Source organism: Erythrobacter sp. SN021 (genome assembly GCF_021864455.1).
The window spans coordinates 342,908-361,307 of the sequence record NZ_JAKKUW010000003.1 but is presented as its reverse complement, the minus strand read 5'-3'; the positions used below and the strand labels follow the sequence as shown (position 1 = coordinate 361,307).

The 18,400-nt window shown below is 63.8% G+C and carries 19 protein-coding genes; 10 read left to right on the top strand and 9 right to left on the bottom strand.

What is annotated here, in order from left to right; translation table 11 throughout:
• The first annotated feature begins 246 nt into the window (after nt 1–246).
• Together L5849_RS09245 and L5849_RS09240 are read left to right on the top strand one after the other, a co-directional pair.
• Nucleotides 247–882 carry a YqiJ family protein gene (locus tag L5849_RS09245; RefSeq protein WP_236925344.1) on the top strand — a complete coding sequence of 212 codons (636 nt, stop codon included), beginning with the start codon at nt 247–249 and terminating at the stop codon, nt 880–882.
• A gap of 42 nt (nt 883–924) precedes the next feature.
• Nucleotides 925–2,658, top strand: coding sequence for a flotillin family protein (locus tag L5849_RS09240; RefSeq protein WP_370459219.1), 1,734 nt, complete (start codon nt 925–927; stop codon nt 2,656–2,658).
• 50 nt (nt 2,659–2,708) lie between these two features.
• Here L5849_RS09240 and galU read toward each other — a convergent pair whose 3' ends face one another.
• Nucleotides 2,709–3,599, bottom strand: a complete 891-nt coding sequence (gene galU / locus L5849_RS09235; RefSeq protein WP_236925342.1) for a UTP--glucose-1-phosphate uridylyltransferase GalU — start codon at nt 3,597–3,599, stop codon at nt 2,709–2,711.
• Between the two features lie 125 nt (nt 3,600–3,724).
• Between galU and murA the strand changes: the two genes are divergently transcribed.
• Together murA and L5849_RS09225 are read left to right on the top strand one after the other, a co-directional pair.
• A complete protein-coding gene (gene murA, locus L5849_RS09230; RefSeq protein ID WP_236925341.1) occupies nt 3,725–5,008 on the top strand; it encodes a UDP-N-acetylglucosamine 1-carboxyvinyltransferase in 1,284 nt (427 codons plus the stop codon).
• 63 nt (nt 5,009–5,071) lie between these two features.
• Nucleotides 5,072–5,296 (top strand): hypothetical protein, encoded by a 225-nt coding sequence (locus L5849_RS09225; RefSeq protein WP_115415415.1) that lies wholly within the window; start codon nt 5,072–5,074, stop codon nt 5,294–5,296.
• 27 nt (nt 5,297–5,323) lie between these two features.
• On the opposite strand, the gene L5849_RS09220 is transcribed toward L5849_RS09225, so the two are convergent.
• The 3 genes from L5849_RS09220 to L5849_RS09210 all read right to left on the bottom strand — a co-directional run bounded on the left by L5849_RS09220 (nt 5,324) and on the right by L5849_RS09210 (nt 7,265).
• A complete protein-coding gene (locus L5849_RS09220; protein ID WP_370459212.1) occupies nt 5,324–5,593 on the bottom strand; it encodes a ribbon-helix-helix domain-containing protein in 270 nt (89 codons plus the stop codon).
• Nucleotides 5,594–5,658: 65 nt separating this feature from the next.
• Complete coding sequence (gene phbB, locus L5849_RS09215) at nt 5,659–6,384, bottom strand: acetoacetyl-CoA reductase (protein ID WP_115415413.1); 726 nt, start codon at nt 6,382–6,384, stop codon at nt 5,659–5,661.
• A 116-nt stretch (nt 6,385–6,500) separates the two neighbouring features.
• Entirely contained in the window at nt 6,501–7,265 is a 765-nt protein-coding gene (locus tag L5849_RS09210) for a hypothetical protein (protein WP_236925485.1), read from the bottom strand.
• A gap of 336 nt (nt 7,266–7,601) precedes the next feature.
• Between L5849_RS09210 and L5849_RS09205 the strand changes: the two genes are divergently transcribed.
• The 4 genes from L5849_RS09205 to holA all read left to right on the top strand — a co-directional run bounded on the left by L5849_RS09205 (nt 7,602) and on the right by holA (nt 12,158).
• Entirely contained in the window at nt 7,602–8,048 is a 447-nt protein-coding gene (locus L5849_RS09205; protein WP_115415411.1) for a DUF3576 domain-containing protein, read from the top strand.
• 62 nt (nt 8,049–8,110) lie between these two features.
• Nucleotides 8,111–10,627, top strand: a complete 2,517-nt coding sequence (leuS, locus tag L5849_RS09200; protein WP_236925340.1) for a leucine--tRNA ligase — start codon at nt 8,111–8,113, stop codon at nt 10,625–10,627.
• Complete coding sequence (lptE, locus tag L5849_RS09195; protein WP_115415409.1) at nt 10,627–11,115, top strand: LPS assembly lipoprotein LptE; 489 nt, start codon at nt 10,627–10,629, stop codon at nt 11,113–11,115. The genes leuS and lptE overlap by 1 nt, the downstream gene beginning before the upstream one ends.
• The gene (gene holA / locus L5849_RS09190) at nt 11,112–12,158 is read left to right on the top strand and encodes a DNA polymerase III subunit delta (protein WP_236925339.1); all 1,047 of its coding nucleotides are present in this window, start codon (nt 11,112–11,114) and stop codon (nt 12,156–12,158) included. The genes lptE and holA overlap by 4 nt, the downstream gene beginning before the upstream one ends.
• A 7-nt stretch (nt 12,159–12,165) precedes the next feature.
• Here holA and L5849_RS09185 read toward each other — a convergent pair whose 3' ends face one another.
• From L5849_RS09185 to L5849_RS09175, 3 genes are read right to left on the bottom strand one after another with little or no spacing between them, the layout of a single operon-like run.
• Nucleotides 12,166–12,714, bottom strand: coding sequence for an LptA/OstA family protein (locus L5849_RS09185; RefSeq protein ID WP_236925338.1), 549 nt, complete (start codon nt 12,712–12,714; stop codon nt 12,166–12,168).
• Nucleotides 12,714–13,382 (bottom strand): LPS export ABC transporter periplasmic protein LptC, encoded by a 669-nt coding sequence (locus tag L5849_RS09180; RefSeq protein ID WP_115415406.1) that lies wholly within the window; start codon nt 13,380–13,382, stop codon nt 12,714–12,716. Before L5849_RS09180 ends, L5849_RS09185 begins: the two co-directional genes overlap by 1 nt.
• 24 nt (nt 13,383–13,406) lie before the next feature.
• Entirely contained in the window at nt 13,407–14,024 is a 618-nt protein-coding gene (locus tag L5849_RS09175) for a ribonuclease D (RefSeq protein WP_236925337.1), read from the bottom strand.
• A 78-nt stretch (nt 14,025–14,102) separates the two neighbouring features.
• On the opposite strand from L5849_RS09175, the gene ung reads away from it, so the two are divergent.
• Nucleotides 14,103–14,783, top strand: a complete 681-nt coding sequence (ung, locus tag L5849_RS09170; protein WP_236925336.1) for a uracil-DNA glycosylase — start codon at nt 14,103–14,105, stop codon at nt 14,781–14,783.
• A gap of 128 nt (nt 14,784–14,911) precedes the next feature.
• On the top strand, nt 14,912–16,393 hold the full coding sequence (locus L5849_RS09165) for a serine hydrolase (protein WP_236925335.1): 1,482 nt from the start codon (nt 14,912–14,914) through the stop codon (nt 16,391–16,393).
• A 37-nt stretch (nt 16,394–16,430) separates the two neighbouring features.
• On the opposite strand, the gene L5849_RS09160 is transcribed toward L5849_RS09165, so the two are convergent.
• Nucleotides 16,431–16,940, bottom strand: a complete 510-nt coding sequence (locus tag L5849_RS09160) for an AAA family ATPase (RefSeq protein ID WP_236925334.1) — start codon at nt 16,938–16,940, stop codon at nt 16,431–16,433.
• A 7-nt stretch (nt 16,941–16,947) separates the two neighbouring features.
• Complete coding sequence (locus L5849_RS09155) at nt 16,948–18,384, bottom strand: glutamate synthase subunit beta (RefSeq protein ID WP_115415402.1); 1,437 nt, start codon at nt 18,382–18,384, stop codon at nt 16,948–16,950.
• Nucleotides 18,385–18,400 lie beyond the last annotated feature (16 nt).

Here is an 18,400-nt window from a genome sequence, read left to right as displayed (position 1 = left end):
GCGCTAAACCTCGCTGGCCGAATTAGAAACACTGCCGCCGCGTTTCACTGCGGCTCGAAGTCGAACGCCGCATCCCCCAAGTCAAACGCGCAAATCAGCGAGCAAAATCGAACTCGGTTCATCGCATATTCCTACGGGAATTCGCGAAAATTTGCTAAGTGAACCACATGACTAAAACAGTAGGACGATGCGCTTTCGGCAGCGGTTGAGAGCGGGTTCTTCCTGCGCATAAGAAAGGGGGAAATCATGACTTTTCTTGCGCCGCATAACATGCCGTTTGCGGCTGCCTTGGTTATCATGGCCATCCTCGCCGTCGTCCAACTGATCGGGATTGCCGATTTCGGTGACGCCGATGCGGATATGGATGCAGGCGGTGACGGAATACCGGAAGCGGGTATGCTCGATGGACTGCTCACGTTGCTCGGCATCGGACGCGTGCCGCTGACGATCTGGTTGGCGCTGTTCCTGTTCTTGTTTGCGGCCATCGGAATCAGCATCCAGGAGCTGGCGCAGGGCATGACGGGCACCCCGCTCTATAGCTGGCTTGCCGCGCTGATCGCAGGCGGAGCCGCCCTTCCGGTTACGGGTACATTTGCCCGCCCGCTGGGTCGCATCCTGCCCCAGGACCACACCACTGCCGTGAGCACCGACAGCCTGGTCGGCCGACGTGCCACGATCAGCATCGGCGTGGCCCGTACCGCATCGCCCGCCCGCGCAAGGGTAAAAGATGCGCACGGCCAGGCCCACCGGGTCATGGTCGAGCCGCACGAGGCAGCGTCCGAATTCCACGAAGGTGACGAGGTCCTCCTCGTCCGCCGCGAGGGCAACACATTCTACGCGACCGCGCTCGCCGAGCGCCGCTTGTCGCCAACAGTCAACTAAGAAGGAGGAGCAATGGAAAATCTATTTGGAACATCACTGGTCATGATCGGAGGCGGGACCCTTCTCGCCATAATAGTCATCACCTTCCTGCTCAAAATGTACCGCCGTGCCTCGAAGGAGATTGCCTTCGTGCGGACTGGCGTGGGCGGCGAGAAGGTGGTGATGAACGGTGGCGCGCTGGTGCTACCGGTCTTCCACGAAACCATGCCGGTCAATATGAACACGCTGGTGCTCTCGGTCGTCCGCCGCGATGGCGAGGCGCTGATCACGCTCGACCGCTTGCGGATCGACGTGAAGGCGGAATTTTACGTCCGCGTGAAGCCCGATAGCGAGGCGATCGCCATGGCCGCGCAGACGCTAGGGCAGCGTACGATGCAGCCGGAAATGCTCAAGGACCTGGTCGAAGGCAAGTTCGTCGACGCACTGCGCAGCGTGGCTGCGGGCATGACGATGAACGAGCTGCACGAACAGCGTGCGGACTTCGTCCAGAAGGTGCAACAGGTCTCGTCGAACGACCTCGCCATGAACGGGTTGGAGCTTGAATCGGTCTCGCTGACCGGTCTCGACCAGACAAGCATCGAGCACTTCAACGCCAACAATGCCTTCGACGCCGAAGGTCTGACCAAGCTGACCGAGCAGATCGAGGCGCGCAAGAAACTGCGCAACGACATCGAGCAGGACACGCGTGTCCAAATGGAGACGAAGAACCTTGAGGCCGATGCCAAGAGCTTCGAAATTTCCCGCGACAAGGAATACGCCCGCCTCCAGCAGGAGCGCGAGGTGGAAATCCGCCGCGCCGCGCAGGCCTCGGAAATCGCCCGTGAACAGGCCGAGCGTACCCGCGAGGCGGACGCTGCCAGGATCGAGGCGAAGAAGCAGGTCGATGCACAGCAGATCGAGGCCGACCGTCTCGTCGAGGAGGCCCGGATCGACCAGACCCGTGCACTCGAAATCGCTCGGCAGGAACAGCAGATCGCGGTCCAGAACAAGAGCCGCGAGGAAAGCCAGGCCAAGGCGGAAGCCGACGAAGCCCGCGCCAAGGCAGTTGCTGCCGAAGAGCAGGTTTCGACAAGCCGCGAAACCGAGATTGCGGAGCGTCAGAAGCGCATTGAGCTGATCGAAGCCTCCAAGCAAGCCGAGCGCGACGCGATCAGCGTCCGCGTCGAAGCCGAGGCGGAGAAGGATGCCGCGACCAACCGCGCCGAAGCGCTGCGCCTCGAAGCGCAGGGTGAGGCCGAGGCCGAGAAGCTGCGTGCCGAAGCCGCGCGCGTGCGTTTCGAAGTCGAGGCCGCCGGTCAGAAGGCGATCAACGAGGCGGCCAACATCCTGTCCTCCGACCAGATCAGCCTGCAGACCAAGCTAGCGCTGCTCAAGGTTCTGCCAGAGGTGATCCGCGAAAGCGCGAAGCCGATGGAAGCGATCGACAGCATCAAGATCGTGCAGGTCGACGGGCTGACCAATGGCGGCAGCGGCAAGGCATCTGCGAATGGCAGCGCGGCTGCCGGTGGCGGCTCGGGCAACCTCGCCACCGACGCGGTGAGCGCGGCCCTCGCCTATCGCGCGCAGGCACCGGTGCTGGACGGGCTGATGAAAGAGCTGGGCCTCGACGGCTCCTCGCTCGACAGCCTGGTTAAGGGACCGGCCACAGCCGAAACTGCTCCGCGCCTCGCCGAAGTGCTCGACGACATTGCGGAGCAGGTCGAGGAAGTGGAGGCGAAAGGTAGGGCCAAGCGTGCGGACGCCACCACCGAGCCGGAAGATGCCGATGCGGAATAACCCGCCACAGTCATAATAGCGGGCAAGGGGGCGCTTCGGCGTCCCCTTTCTTATTCGGTCAGCAACCGCTCCGCCATCGCGCGCACTTCGGCGCCCATGTCCTCGCGCTCCAGCGCCAGGGCCAGCGTGGCTTCGACGAAGCCGGTCTTGCTGCCGCAGTCGAAGCGGCGGCCGGCGAAGGTGACGGCATGGAAGGCCTGATTGCCGATCATGCGAGCCATGGCGTCGGTTAGCTGGATTTCGCCGCCCGCGCCCTTTTCCTGATCTTCCAGCACGCGCATGACTTCGGGCTGGAGGATATAACGGCCCGAGATGATCTTGTTCGACGGGGCCTGGGCCACGGGCGGCTTTTCGACCAGCCCGGTCACCTCGGTCAGCGTGTCGCTCTTCACCTCGCCCGGGGCGATCACACCATAGCTCGACACCGCCTCCTGCGGCACTTCGAGAACGGAGATGAGGTTGCCGCCCACTTCCTCATAGGCCTCGACCATCTGCTTCATGCAGCCGGTGCCGCCCCCTTTTTCCGCAACCATCAGCTCGTCGGGCAGCAGGATGGCGAAGGGCTCGTCGCCCACGATCGCCCGCGCGCACCAGATCGCGTGGCCCAGGCCCAGCGGCACCTGCTGGCGCACGGTGATGACGTCCCCCGGCGTTGCCCGCGTGGGTTCGAGCACGCTCAGATCCTTGCCCCGCTCGCTCATCGTATGTTCGAGTTCGTAAGCGACGTCGAAATGTTCGACGATCGCGGTCTTGCCGCGTCCGGTGACGAAGATGATCTGCTCGATGCCCGCCTCGCGCGCCTCGTCCACCGCATACTGTATCAGCGGACGGTCCACGATCGGCAACAGCTCCTTGGGAATAGCCTTGGTCGCGGGAAGAAAACGCGTGCCCAGCCCGGCAACGGGAAACACCGCTTTCCTTATGGGTTTATGTGCAGTCATCTCGGCTCACCTGGTTTTTTCCGGAGGGGGCACAGGGGATGGAACGGACGAAACACCCCAAGCGCGCGGGTACGACATTGTCGTGACGCTTGCCAGTGGGGCGACCAGGGGTAAAGCACACTTTCATGGACAAACTCATCATTCGCGGCGGCAATCGCCTGTCGGGCACCATCCCCATATCGGGCGCGAAAAATGCCGCGCTCACGCTCATCCCCTGCGCTCTGCTGACCGAGGAGGCGGTGACTCTGCGCAATCTGCCGCGGCTTGCCGATATCGACGGGTTCCAGCATCTGATGACGCAGTTCGGGGTGAGCCATACCATTCCCGGCAAGCGGCCCGACGAATTCGGCCGGAACGTCACGCTCGAAGCGATGCGGATCACCAGCTCGGTCGCGCCTTACGATCTGGTGCGCAAGATGCGCGCCTCGATCCTCGTGCTCGGCCCGCTGCTGGCGCGGACGGGCGAGGCGACCGTTTCGTTGCCCGGCGGCTGCGCCATCGGCAACCGCCCGATCGATCTGCATCTCAAGGCACTCGAAGCCTTCGGGGCGCATATCGAACTGGCGCAAGGCTATGTAAAAGCCAGCGCGCCCGATGGCGGCCTGCCCGGCGGCGAGTTCGACTTTCCCGTGGTTTCGGTCGGCGCGACGGAGAACGCCGTCATGGCCGCCGCGCTCTGCAACGGCACCAGCATTCTACGCAACGCCGCGCGCGAGCCGGAGATCGTCGATCTGTGCAATCTGCTGACCGCGATGGGCGCGGAGATCGAAGGCATCGGCACTTCGGAACTGACCATCCACGGCGTCGACACGCTACACGGAGCGACCTATCGTGTGATGCCCGACCGGATCGAGGCCGGGTCCTATGCCTGTGCGGCTGCCATCACCGGCGGCGAGGTGCGGCTCGAAGGGGCCGAGGCAGGCGACATGGGCTCGACCATCCACGCGCTGCGCAACATCGGCGTGGAAATCGACAGCGACAAGAAGGGCATCACCGTTGCGGCCAAGGGTCCTCTCAAGGCGCACAATCTCACCACCGCGCCTTTCCCCGGCCTCGCCACCGATATGCAGGCGCAGTTGATGAGCCTGCTGACCCGCGCCGAAGGCACCAGCGTGCTCAAGGAAACGATCTTCGAAAACCGTTTCATGCATGTGCCCGAGCTGGCGCGAATGGGAGCCGACATCGAAACCGAAGGCCGCACCGCGATCGTGCGCGGCCCCGTCCAGTTGACCGGGGCCGAGGTCATGGCGACCGATCTGCGTGCTTCGATGAGCCTGGTGATCGCCGGATTGGCGGCCTGCGGCGAGACAACGGTGCGCCGTCTCTACCATCTGGATCGCGGCTATGAGCGGCTCGAGGAGAAGCTGCAACTGGTCGGCGCCGATATCGAACGGGTCGGGGACGATTGAGGCCGCGAGACGGCACCTTTTTCCGCGCTACGCGTTGGTCGGGAAAGGAAGGAGTTCACTGACATGCTTTTGAAGCTCTTGGCGCTCGGCGGCCTCGGATATGCCGGATATCGCTATTACGAAAAGAACCGCGTGGATCGCAACGGCGTAGCCTTCGCCGATGGCGAGCCGGAAGGTCCGTTCCGCAATGCGGGCGCCGAAGCGACCACGTCGCACGAACCGATGAGCGCGACCGACGAAGCGCTCGACGAGACCTATCCGGCGAGCGATGCCACCGCGAAATACTGAATTTCGCGGATCTAGGCCAGAATCAGATCAGATCGGACACGGGGCGGCTGGAGTGATCCAGCCGCTTTTTTCGTGTGTGACCAGCCAGATGCGGATCGCCCCGGCCAGGCCCGGCGGGGTTTCCGAACGGATGCGTTCGGCATCGATCTGCGCGACCAGAGCGTTGATCGACTGCCCCCTGGCGGCAGCGGCCGCGCACAGCTTCTCCCAGAACACGGGCTCCAAGCTGATCGAGGTGCGGTGCCCGTCTATGCGGACGGAGTATTTTTTCGGCGGATGATAGGGAGGCATTTCCATTTCGCGCGCTCCTAAACAGGCGCGCGTCGCTCGGAAAGCCCCCTAATCCTACCACACCCCGGTTCTTAGTACATGTGCTGGCCGCCATTGATGCTCATGGTGGAGCCGGTAACGAACTCGGCATGTTCGGAGCATAAAAAGCTGACGCCCCGGGCGATCTCGCTCGCCTTGCCAAGTCGGCCGACTGGAATCTTGGCGACGATTTTCTCCAACACGGGTTCGGGCACGGCGGCGACCATGTCGGTATCTATGTAACCGGGTGCGATCGCATTGACGGTGATTCCGAAACGTGCACCTTCCTGCGCCAGTGCCTTGGTAAAGCCGTGAATACCGGATTTGGCGGCGGCGTAATTCACTTGTCCGTATTGCCCGGCCTGACCGTTGATCGATCCGATATTCACGATTCGGCCCCAGCCGCGCTCCTTCATTCCCGCGAAGGTCGCCTTGGCCATGTTGAAACATCCGCCAAGATTGGTGCGCATCACGGCGTCCCAATCCTCGTAGCTCATCTTCAGCAGCGTGCCATCGCGCGTGATACCGGCATTGTTGACGACCACATCGACCAGTCCGTGTTCCCCGGCGACCTTCTGGCAGGCGTCCTGTACGGCGTCGTAATCGCCGACATCGAACTTGATCGTGGGAATGCCGGTTTCATCGGTGAATTTCCTCGCCGCATCGTCATTGCCTGCATAATTGGCGACGACCGTGAAGCCGCGTTCGTCGCGCAGCCTTTCGCAGATCGCACGACCGATTCCGCGGGTGCCCCCGGTTACGATGGCAACTCGTGACATAATCTCTTCTCCCCAGCTTTCCGTAGCGTCTCCACGGATTTAAGCGAGGGATGCGGCGCGAGCCAAGTCAATTCGCCCCAATTGGCGCCTATGCGAGCGAATTCTCGACCAATGTCTTAGAAGCTGACGCGCGTGCCGACATAAACGGCCTGATCGTCCTCGACCCCATCGGTAAGGGGAGCCAGGCGATTGTTGTCTTTCGACAGGCGGACGCCCGCGGTCAGATTAAGGTTGCCGACCACCCGATAGGAGGTGCTGATATCGACGCTCTGATTGCCCGCACCTTCGAAAGTACGCGGCGAGCGCCCGGCATTGTCCTGCTTTTCCAGCGCAAGGCGTGAATTGAAGCGGCTGGGCTTTTCGGCCTTCTCGCCCTTGTCCGGTGCGAAGGTCGAAAGATCGGGCATGCCCATGTCGCGCAGGCCGACCGAGACGGTGGTCGGCTTGGCGGGCTGGGCGAAACTCTGATAGCCGCGCGCCACGCCCAGATTGAAACTGGTCTGGCTGATCGCGAGAAGGCGTTGATCGCGTTCACCATCGCCAACCGAATCGATTGCGCTGCGAACCGAAATCGCGCGCGCCGTTGCATCGTCCACGCGCACGGCCACGGTCACCGTGCGATCCTGTGCCAGCAGCGGCTTGCTCGCGGGAGTGAAGCGGAGCCCGTCTTCGCCCATCACCGCGGCGACACGCGCGGCAAGCTGCGGGTCGACCCTGGCCGGCGTGAACGGCAGGTAAGATACTGTTTCCGGAAGAGCGGCCTTCGCATCGCCTTGCACCACGGCGAGGCCGGTCGCGGGAATCATGAGCGCTAGACCGGCAATAGCCAGCATCGCAGGTGCGCGTCGCGCTCTGCCCTGACCTTTCACCGAATCCGCCATTTTCAACACGCTTCCCTTTTCTACCGGACTATCAAGCCAGAAATCTCTTGAATGGTTCCTGACTCCGGCACTGTTGATGCCGATTCCTTTTGTGTTCCGAAGCGAGACTAGCATTCCTTTGTGCCATGGCCAGCTTTTCCACAGACGATCTCGGCGATTGGGAAAAAGTGTTGCCGAGTTTCCACAAGCACTTGTCGTCGGCTCGCCCGAGCGGAACGGGATTAAGGCCGCATTCACGCGTATGGGGGTGAGTGTCGCTGCAAACGGCCCTATGCCTTGCTCCCATGCGAGCAGGCTTTATAGAGCCTTGAAACCCGCAGGACACCAAGGACCGACATGAGCGCTTTCGCAACCTTCCGCCGCCCCGCTACCATCGCGATCGCGGTCGCGGCCACAATCGGTCTCGCGGCCTGCGGCGGGCGCGAACGGCCCCAGGCGGATCTTGCCGCGGCGCAGGTCACCACGATCGGCGTCAATTCCTATCTCTGGCGCGCTGCCCTGGACGCGGTCAGCTTCGCCCCGCTGCTTCAGGCGGACAGCAATGGCGGTGTGATCGTGACCGACTGGTATGCCAATCCGAGCAATCCGGGCGAGCGGGTCAAGATGACTATCACCATCCTCGATTCGGATTTGCGCGCGGACGCCCTTCGCGTTGCCGCCAGCCGCCAGATCAATCAGGGCGGAAGCTGGGTCGATGCACCGATCCAGGCGGCCACCGTCCAGAAGCTGGAAGACATCATTCTCACCAAGGCGCGCGAACTGCGCCGCCAGGCCGTCAGCTAATTGCCGGCGGGCGCCGCGAAAGCGCCTTCCCATAGCTTGCAAAATCCGTAAACGCGGCTCGCATGAGCAGCGATACCCGTTTCGATCCGGCCAGCGCCGATGCGCGCTGGCAAAATGCGTGGGACAAGGCGCAGACCTTCCGCGCCGACAGCAATTCAGACAAGCCCAAGAGCTACGTGCTCGAGATGTTTCCCTATCCTTCGGGGCGCATCCACATCGGCCACGTGCGCAATTACACGATGGGCGATGTGCTGGCGCGCTATAAGAAGGCGACCGGCCACGAAGTGCTGCACCCGATGGGCTGGGACGCTTTCGGCATGCCGGCGGAAAACGCGGCGATGGAAAAGGGCGTCCACCCCGGCGGCTGGACCCGCAACAATATCGAACACATGAAGGCGCAGCTGAAGCGCCTCGGCTTCGCGCTCGACTGGAGCCGCGAGCTGGCGACCTGCGAGCCCGATTATTACGGCCACGAACAGGCGCTGTTCATCGATCTCTACGAAGCGGGCCTCGTCTATCGCAAGGAATCGGAGGTCAACTGGGATCCGGTCGACATGACCGTGCTTGCCAATGAGCAGGTGATCGACGGCAAGGGCTGGCGTTCGGGCGCGGAAGTCGAGAAGCGCAAGCTCAACCAGTGGTTCCTCAAGATCACCGATTTCGCCGAGGAATTGCTCGAAGGATTGGGCAGCCTCGACAATTGGCCCGACAAGGTCCGGCTGATGCAGGAAAACTGGATCGGCAAATCCAAGGGGCTGGAATTCAGCTTCGATCTTTCGAGTGGCGAGAGGCTGCCGGTCTATACCACGCGCCCCGACACGATTTTCGGCGCTAGCTTCGTCGCCGTTGCCGCCGACCATCCGGTGGCGCAGTCGCTCGACAGCGGAGAAGTCAAGGCTTTCATTGCGGAATGCAAGAAGGGCGGCACGACCGCGGCCGAGCTGGAGACGGCGGAGAAGCTCGGCTTCGATACCGGTATCACCGCCAAACACCCGTTCACCGGCGCCGACCTGCCCGTCTACATCGCCAATTTCGTGCTGATGGATTACGGCACCGGCGCGATCATGGCGGTGCCCGGCCACGACCAGCGCGACTTCGAATTCGCGACCAAGTACGGCCTGCCGATCCCGCGTGTGGTTGCGTCCAGCGTGGATGACGCGGACAAGCCTTTCGACGGCGAAGCCGAGGCGGGGGAAGGCGTGATCGTCAATTCCGATTTCCTCGATGGAATGGACGTCGAGGCCGCCAAGCGCGAGATTATCCGCCGGATCGAGGATCAGGGACGCGGCACGGGCAAGACCGTGTGGCGCCTGCGCGACTGGGGCGTTTCGCGCCAGCGCTATTGGGGCACGCCGATCCCCTTCATCCATTGCGAGGCTTGCGGCGTCGTCCCCGCGCCCAAAGACAGCCTGCCGATCACCTTGCCCGAAGATGTCGACTTCCAGACGCCGGGCAATCCGCTGCTGCGCCATCCGACTTGGAAACATGTCGACTGCCCCAAATGCGGCGGCAAGGCGGAGCGCGAGACCGATACGCTCGACACTTTCGTGGATTCGAGCTGGTATTTCCTGCGCTTCGCCAGCCAGCCTGCCGATAAGCCCTTCGACGCGGAAGAAGTCGCGAAATGGCTGCCGGTCGAACAATATATCGGCGGGGTCGAGCATGCGATCCTGCACCTGCTCTACGCCCGCTTCTGGACCCGCGCCTTGGCGCATATGGGTCAGATCGAGGTGAAGGAGCCCTTCGCTTCGCTGTTCACGCAGGGGATGGTCACGCACGAGACCTACAGCCGCAAGGAAGGCGGCAAGACGGTCTATTATGCCCCCGACGAGATCAGCCGCGAGGCCGAGCAGGCGCTGCTGACGGCAGATGGCGGCGAGGTCGAAATCGGCCGCGTCATCAAGATGTCGAAGTCGAAGAAGAACGTCGTCGATCCCGACACGATCGTCGACACTTACGGCGCGGATGCGGTGCGCTGGTTCATGCTGTCCGATAGCCCGCCCGAGCGCGATCTGCCGTGGTCCGAGGCGGGGATCGAGGGGTGCAGCCGCTTCGTCCATCGGCTGTGGCGCCTGTTCTCTGCCCATGATGCGGGCGCGACAGGCGGGGACAAGTCGCTCGACCGCAAAACCCATCAGACCGTCGCCGCTGTGGCGGACGATATCGAGGCGCTGGGCTTCAACAAGGCTGTCGCGCGGATTTACGAACTGACCGGTGCGATTGAAAAGGCCGTTTCCAGTGTCAGCCGTTCGGCCGCTATTCGCACGCTGGCTCAACTGGTCGCGCCGATGATGCCGCACCTCGCCGAGGAATCCTGGGCCGTCATGGGACAGGAAGGTCTGATTACCGATGCGCCCTGGCCCCAAGTCGATCCCGCGCTGCTGATCGAAGACGAGGTGACCATCGCCGTCCAGCACAAGGGCAAGCTGCGCGACACGCTGACCGCGCCCAAAGGCGCTTCGAAGGAGGATCTCGAAGCCATGGCGCTCGCCAGTGAGAAGGTGCAGCGTTCCATCGACGGGGCCGATATACGCAAGATCATTGTCGTTCCCGACAGATTGGTGAATATCGTCACCTGATGCGTATCCTCTTCGCCAGCTTCGCTTCCGTTCTGCTTGCCGCCTGCAACCTGTCGCCCATGTATGGCGGGGGTGGTAGCGGCGTGGTCGCGCAGTCGCTGGCGGCAATCGATGTGGCGCCGATCGAAGGGCGTGCCGGCTGGCTGGTACGCAGCGCTCTGGAAGAGCGGTTCGGTGCCGCTGGACAGGCGAGCCCGCGATACCGGCTCGAAGTGCGGCTCGACGATCAGCTCGAAGGCCTGGCCGTGCTGCGCGACGATACGATCAGCCGCGAGCGGCGCATTTTGCGCGCGCGCTACCAATTGGTGGATCTCGCGACCGGCGATATCGTGCTCGACGCCACCGACGGATCGGATGCGGGGATCGACGTGGTGTCTTCCGAATATGCGACGATTGCCGCGGAACGCTCCGCGCTCGAAAACCTTTCGCGAGACCTCGCCCAGCGGATCGTCACCCGCGTCGCGCTGGCGCTGCGCGACGACCGGTGAAACTCACCAACCGCGATTTCGCGGCCAAGGGGCGCGCGGCGGCGCAGAGCTGCTCGATCTTTTTCTTCTGCGGGCAGGACGAAGCGGGCGCCAATGCGGCTGCGAACGATCTTGTCACCTGGCTGCCCGATTCTGGCGAGCGAGTGGAGCTGTCCGGCGCCGAGCTGCGCGGCGATCCGGCGAAACTGGGCGACGAGGCGCGTAGCTCATCGCTGTTCGGCGATCGGCGGCACATCTGGGTCCGCGCCAGCGGCGAGGAAGCCCTCGAAGCGCTCAAAGTGCTGATCGAGACCGGCGAGGCGGGTGCCGGCGAGGCTTGCCCGGTGATTATCGTTGCCACCTCCGCCACCGACAAGTCGCGCAGCGCCAAATTGCTCGACAAACGCAAGGATGCGCTGGTGGCGATGTTCTATCCGCCCGACCTGCAATCGGTCACACGCGCCGTGCGCGCACTGGCGGACGGGGCGGGCGTGCGGCTCGGCGGAGACCTGGCCGAACGCATCGCGCGGGCGGCCAATCTCGACGTCCGGCTGGCGAGGAGCGAGGTCGAGAAGCTCGCTCTCTATCTCGATGCCAGCGCGCAGAGCCCGCAGGCTGCCACTGCTGAGGACGTCGATGCGATCGGCGCCGCGAGCGAGGACGATGGTTTCGCGCCGCTGGTCAATGCGGTGATGGGCGGCCAGGCGGCCAAGGTCGGGATCGAGCTGGCGCGCATGAAGCAACTCGGCCTCAACCCGGTCGGTGTGCTGCTTGCCTTCGAGCGGCGCGCGGCGCAGCTTGCGCGGATTGCGGCGGCGCTCGGCCCGCGTCCCTTCGGCGATCTCAATCGGGGCGAAGAAGCGCGGCTAGGTATCTTCTTCAAGGAGAAGCGCGAGATCGGCCAGCAATTCGCGCTGTGGCGGCACGGCGACAAGCTCGACCGGCTGACGCAGCGCCTCGTCGGCCTGCACCGCGATCTGCTCACCAACAGCCAGGCGGCCGAACTCCTGCTCGCGCAGGGCCTCGCCGATATTGCGAGAGTCGCGGGCGCCCGGGCTCGCTAGGCGCCGCTCAGTTCTCGGGAACCGAGAATGTCCCTGTCACGCGGCCTCCCGATTCGCCCTGGCCTGTAACCGACGAGGAACCGCTGGCACGCCCATCGATGCTCGATACGCCGCTGGCCAGGTCGATCACCAGCCGCCCGCCGTTGAGTGTATCGCCGCCGCGATCCAGGCGGACATTGCCCGCCATGGTGATGATCCGGCGATTGAAGTCATAGACCGCCGTATCGCCGCGCGCGCGCTCATTGCCGCGGGACACGGTCACCCCGCCGGTCGCCATGATCCGCTGGATGGAAAGACTGCCCGCATCCGAATAGTTCACGATCGTGCGCGCCGCGCTGAGATTGAGCCCGGCCTGGGTGATCCGGACATTGCCCGACAGCACAACGCGGTTTTGCCGGTCCTGCAGTTCGATCCGGTCGGCGGCATAGGAAACCGGCGCGTTCGAATTGTGTCCGGCAATTGCCTGGGCGGAAAGCTGGATGCCCGCGAATGCGGCCACGGTCACGGCGAAGGAGCCGAGGCCCCAGCGGGCGATGGTGGGGAGCAATTGCTTCATCAGGGCATCCTCAGCTTGCCGGGCTCCATGCGCAGCCGCGCATTGCCCGTCAGGGTTATGGTGCGTGCCGAAAGGTCGGCGGTCAAGCGATCGGCGCGAAAGGTCCCGGCAGGAATCGCGCCATCCACCCCGCCCGCGCCGACGAGCTGCTTGTCGGCGAGATCGACCGAAACGTCGCGCGCCACCATCCGATAGCCATCGGCGGCCTGCATGCGCATCGGACCGATGATCGACACCACTTCCTCGTCGATATCGTATTGCCCGGCCCGCGCGCTGACCCGCGCGGGTCCGTCGTCGAGCAACAGCCGTGCGACGAGATCGTTCATCCGCACGATACCCTCGGCGCTCGATCGCTGGACTGCCTCGCCCGCTGTCAGCGAAAACGGCCGTCCCTTATCGTCCGCGCCGCGATACAGCGCATTGTCGACCCGCAGCCGCTCATCGATGATCGCCACCTTGTTGCGATCGAGCAGGAAGCTCACTTCGCCGCGCGGCGATAGCGGTGTGATCACCATCAGCGCGGCGATCACCCCGACACCCATCGGCAGCGCGCGTGCGAGGAAGCCGACCAGACGGTCGTGCGTTCCGCCGGGTTCGGCCCAGTGCTGGCGTTCATGCCGCCGCTCCTTGGCCTGAGCCGTTTCGATCCTGCGATGCCGGGATGCCATGGTGTCGCCCTACGCGTGCGCTCCTTACATGTGGCTGAAGATGTCGTGGTCGGCCCAGCCGGCCACGTCGAGCCGCGCGCGGGTGGGCAGGAAGTCGAAGCACGCCTGCGCCATCGCGGTGCGGCCTTCCCGTTCGAGACGTCTGTCGAGTTCGTCCTTCATACGGTGAAGGAAGCGCACGTCGCTCGCGGCATAGTCGCGCTGGGCCTCGCTCAGATCCGGCCCACCCCAGTCGCTCGACTGCTGCGCTTTCGAAATGCTTTCGCCGAGCAGTTCTTCCACCAGCATCTTGAGCCCGTGGCGGTCGGTATAGGTCCGCACCAGCTTGCTGGCGATCTTGGTGCAATAACAGGGCGTGGCCATCACGCCGAGGTAATGCTCGATCGCGGCAAGGTCGAAGCGTGCGAAATGGAACAGTTTCAGCCGCTCGGGATCGGCCAGAACCGCCTTGAGATTGGGCGCGTCATAGCTGCTGTCGGGGCCGAAGCGCACGAGATGCTCATCGCCTTTGCCGTCGCTGATCTGCACGACGCACAGCCGGTCGCGGATGGTGACGAGGCCCATGGTTTCGGTATCGACGGCCACCGGGCCATCGGCGAGGACGCCTTCGGGGAGGTCTTCTTCGTGGAAATACACTGCCATGGGCCAGCGCCTTAGGCCTATTGGGGATTGTAGGGAAGGGGTGCTGGTCTGCCGCCCCGCCCCGGCTACAATCGTGCCATGACCGACACCATCCCCGATAGCTGGCAGCCCGTGCTCGATCCGGTCTTGGCAGCCCCGCAGGCGCGGCAACTGGGCGGCTTTCTGGTCGCCGAAGAGCAGGCGGGCAAGGCGATCTATCCGCCGCGCGGTCGCCGATTGAAGGCCCTCGAACTGACTCCGCTCGACGCGGTGAAGGTGGTGATCCTCGGGCAGGACCCCTATCACGGGCCGGGGCAGGCGATGGGGCTGTGCTTCGCGGTGCCCGAAGGTGTGAGGGTCCCGCCAAGCCTGGTCAATATCTACAAGGAACTCGAGGCCGATCTCGGGGTGCCACGGCCCGATCATGGCGACCTGAGCAAATGGGCGAGGCAGGGCGTGCTCCTGCTCAATAACACGCTGACGGTCGAGGCGGGGCGAGCGGGCAGCCATGCGGGGCGCGGTTGGGATGCGATCACCGACGCTTGCGTGGCGGCGGTGGCGGCGAGGCCGGAGCCCAGCGTCTTCATCCTGTGGGGCAGCCATGCGCAGGCCAAGGCAAAACGGATCGAGGGCCTTCGCGGCGGGCGGCACTGTGTGATCGAAAGCCCGCATCCCAGCCCGCTTTCGGCGCATCGCGGCTTCTTCGGTTCGAGACCCTTCAGCCGGACCAACGCCTTCCTTGTCGAAAACGGACGCGGCGCGATCGACTGGCAGCTATGACATCCATGCTTCGCGCATAAGCGTTGCCGCAAAATGCTTCCTGTCTCGGGTGTGCGACCGGTGGCCAGGCGGCTTTTCAACCTTGTCCTCATGTGCCAGTCTCGCGCGGGAGAGGGGAAGGTTTTCCGATGAAGACGATTTTCAGGGCGGGCGCGGCTTTGGCGGTGATGGGCATGATGGTTCCGGCCCATGCCGGTACCGAAAGCGCACATTCAGAGCAGCGTGCCGAAGGGGATGAGGCGAAGCAGGCCGCACTGGCCGAGGCGATGCGGGCGGCCGATCTCTGGATCGAGGGTCAGCGGCAATATCGTAAGATTCCGGCGATTTCGGCAGCGGTGGCACGCGGGGACGAAACTGTCTGGGCGCAGGGCTTCGGGACGACCGACCGCGCGCAGACCATGCCTGCCACGCCCGATACGATCTATTCGATCTGCTCGATATCCAAGCTTTTCACGGCGGTTGCGCTGATGCAGCAATGGGAAGCGGGCCGGGTCGCGCTCGACACCCCTGTGGCGGACTATCTGCCTTGGGCGCAGCTTGCCGACGATCCGCGCGAGAGCGTGCCGGTGACGCTGCGCGGGCTGTTGACCCATTCGGCGGGCCTCCCACGTGAATCGGACTTTCCCTATTGGACCGGACCCGATTTCCCTTTTCCCACGCAGGATCAGATCCGGGCGAAGGTTCCCAGCCAATCGCCGCTCTATCCGGCTGCGACCACCTGGCAATATTCGAATCTCGGCCTCGCCCTTGTGGGTGAAACGGTCGAAGCGGTGAGCCGCGAACCCTTCGCCGATTATGTGACAACGAATATTCTCGATCCGCTCGGTCTAAAGAACACAAGACCCGGCATCCCCGCCGAACTCCATGGCCAGCAGCTCGCAGTGGGCTGGGGGGCGCTCGAGGCGGACGGCACGCGCCCGGAGGTCAAACTGTTCGATCCCGCCGGGATCACTCCGGCGGCAGGGTTCAGCGCCAGTGTGGCCGATCTGGCGAAATTCGCCCGGTGGACCATGCGGCTGGCGAAAACCGGCGAGCGCGAAGTGCTGCGCGCCTCGACCCTGCGCGAAATGCAGCGGGTGCATTACATTTCGCCCGATTGGGAAACGAGTTGGGGGCTGGGTTTTTCGGTCCGGCAGGAAAACGGCACGACGGTGGTCGGCCACGGTGGCAGTTGTCCAGGCTATCGCAGCGCGCTGATGATAGCGCCCAAGGAAGAAATGGGCGTTGCGGTCGCCATGAATGCGATGGACGATCCGGGCTTGCTGGCGCGCGGCATTGCGGCGCTGGTCAAGGCACGCGGCGAAGCCAAGCCGTTCGATCCGGTCGCTGGCGTGGACCTCGGCGAATATGCAGGCGTCTATAGCGGGCAGCCGTGGGATTCGGATTATATGTTGATTCCCTGGGCGGGCGGACTGACCTGGCTCGATCCCGATTCCGGTGAGCCGGCCAGGCGTATGTGGCGGCTCAAGCCGCTGGGTGGTGATCGCTTTCGTGTCGTGACCGACAAGGGCGAAGAACGCGATGAGGTGCTGTTCGAGCGCGATCGCGTAGGTGAAGTCCGCGCAATCCGGCAACATTCGAACACCAGCCGTCGCCTGCGCGGGTTATAGGGTCCGGCAGGGGCTCGATGTCGCAGGCTGCCGAATATCAGATGCCGAGGGCGTTCAGCACAAGAGCGGCGCGCTCGGCCACCGATGTTCGGGGAAGTTCGACCGGCCGGTAGCCCAATGCGGGCAGTAGCTTTGCCAAGTGGCGATGTTCCTCAACCGCCTCGTCGAATGCATGCCGCCTATCGGTGTCGGTCGCGTAGATTTCCGGCCAGGCCGGGGCAATGAAGACGAGGCCTTCATACGGCCGCCCACTGCCCAACATATCCATAACGCTTCCCGCACCCAGTCGCTCGAGACCCGCCAGTGCATCGATCAGCCCGCGATCGTAGAACACTGGTTCGCGTGTCGAGCGATGGACCTCCAGGTCCGCCCGGGCCGTGTCCACCGCCGCCAAGAGGAAACCGCATAGGTCGTCCCAAGGTGTGATCCCGTCGGCAATCAGTCGACGGCCGGGCTCGGTTACAATGCGAAATCCGCGATCCGCCAGTTCGGCTATCAGAGTCGATTTTCCGCCACCAGAACAGCCAGTGATCAGGTAATCCGCCAAGCGAGCCTCAGCGTGGCAGTGCGCTTTCGCCCATCAGTGCCTTGTCGACGGCATGAGCGCATTGGCGCCCCTCGCGGATCGCCCAGACGACGAGGCTCTGCCCGCGCCGCATGTCGCCGCAGGAAAACACGTTCGCCTCGCTGGTGAGATACCAGTCGGTGTCCGCCGCGACATTGCCGCGGGTGTCGAGGTCGACGCCCGCCCGGTCGAGCAGGCCGCGCCGCTTGGGACCGGTGAAGCCCATCGCCAGCAGGATGAGGTCGGCCTTGAGCGTGAATTCGCTGCCTTCGATCTCCTGCATGCGGCCATCCTTCCACTCGACCCGTACGCATTCGAGACCCGCGACATCGCCGTTTTCCTCGACCACGCGCTTGGTCAGCACCGCCCAGTCGCGCTCGACGCCCTCCTCGTGGCTGGACGATGTGCGCAGTTTCAGCGGCCAGTCGGGCCAGGTCAGCGCCTTGTCTTCCTTTTCAGGCGGCTTGGGCATGATTTCGAGCTGGGTGACGCTGGCAGCACCCTGGCGGTTGGACGTGCCGACACAGTCGCTGCCGGTATCGCCGCCGCCAATCACGATCACATGCTTGCCCGTAGCCGTCAGGCTGCCGCGCGGCGCGGCGCGCACTTCGTCGTCGCCCGCATTGCGCTTGTTCTGCTGGGTGAGGAATTCCATCGCCAGCCGCACACCATCGAGTTCCGAACCCGGAATGTCGAGCATGCGCGCTTCTTCCGCGCCGCCAGCCAGGACCACGGCATCGAAATTTTCCTGCAGGGCCTGAAAGCTGACCTCGACGCCGACTTCGCTCGATGTGCGGAACTGGACGCCTTCGGCTTCCATCTGCACCGCGCGGCGGTTGATCAGGTGCTTTTCCATCTTGAAGTCGGGAATGCCGTAGCGAAGCAGCCCGCCGATCCGGTCGGCCTTTTCAAACACGGTCACGGCATGGCCGGCCCGCGCAAGTTGCTGGGCGCAGGCGAGGCCCGCCGGGCCGCTGCCGATCACTGCGACCGATTTGCCGGTGCGCTTTTCGGGAAGCTGCGGCTTGACCCAGCCTTCCTTGAAGCCGCGGTCGATGATCGCGCACTCGATCGACTTGATGGTGACCGGCGAATCGATGAGGTTCAGTGTGCAGGCCGCCTCGCATGGGGCGGGGCATACGCGGCCGGTAAATTCGGGGAAGTTGTTGGTCGAATGCAGCACTTCGAGCGCATTCTTCCAATCGTCTTCATAAACCAGGTGGTTCCAGTCCGGAATGATGTTGTTCACCGGGCAGCCGGTGTGACAATAGGGGATGCCGCAATTCATGCACCGGGCCGCCTGCGTCCGCAGTTGGTCTTCCGACAACGGAACTACGAACTCATTATAATGCGTCAGCCGCTCTTCGGGATCGCGATAGGTGCGATCCTTGCGCTCATATTCGAGAAAGCCGGTTTCCTTGCCCACGAGGTCAAATCTCCGA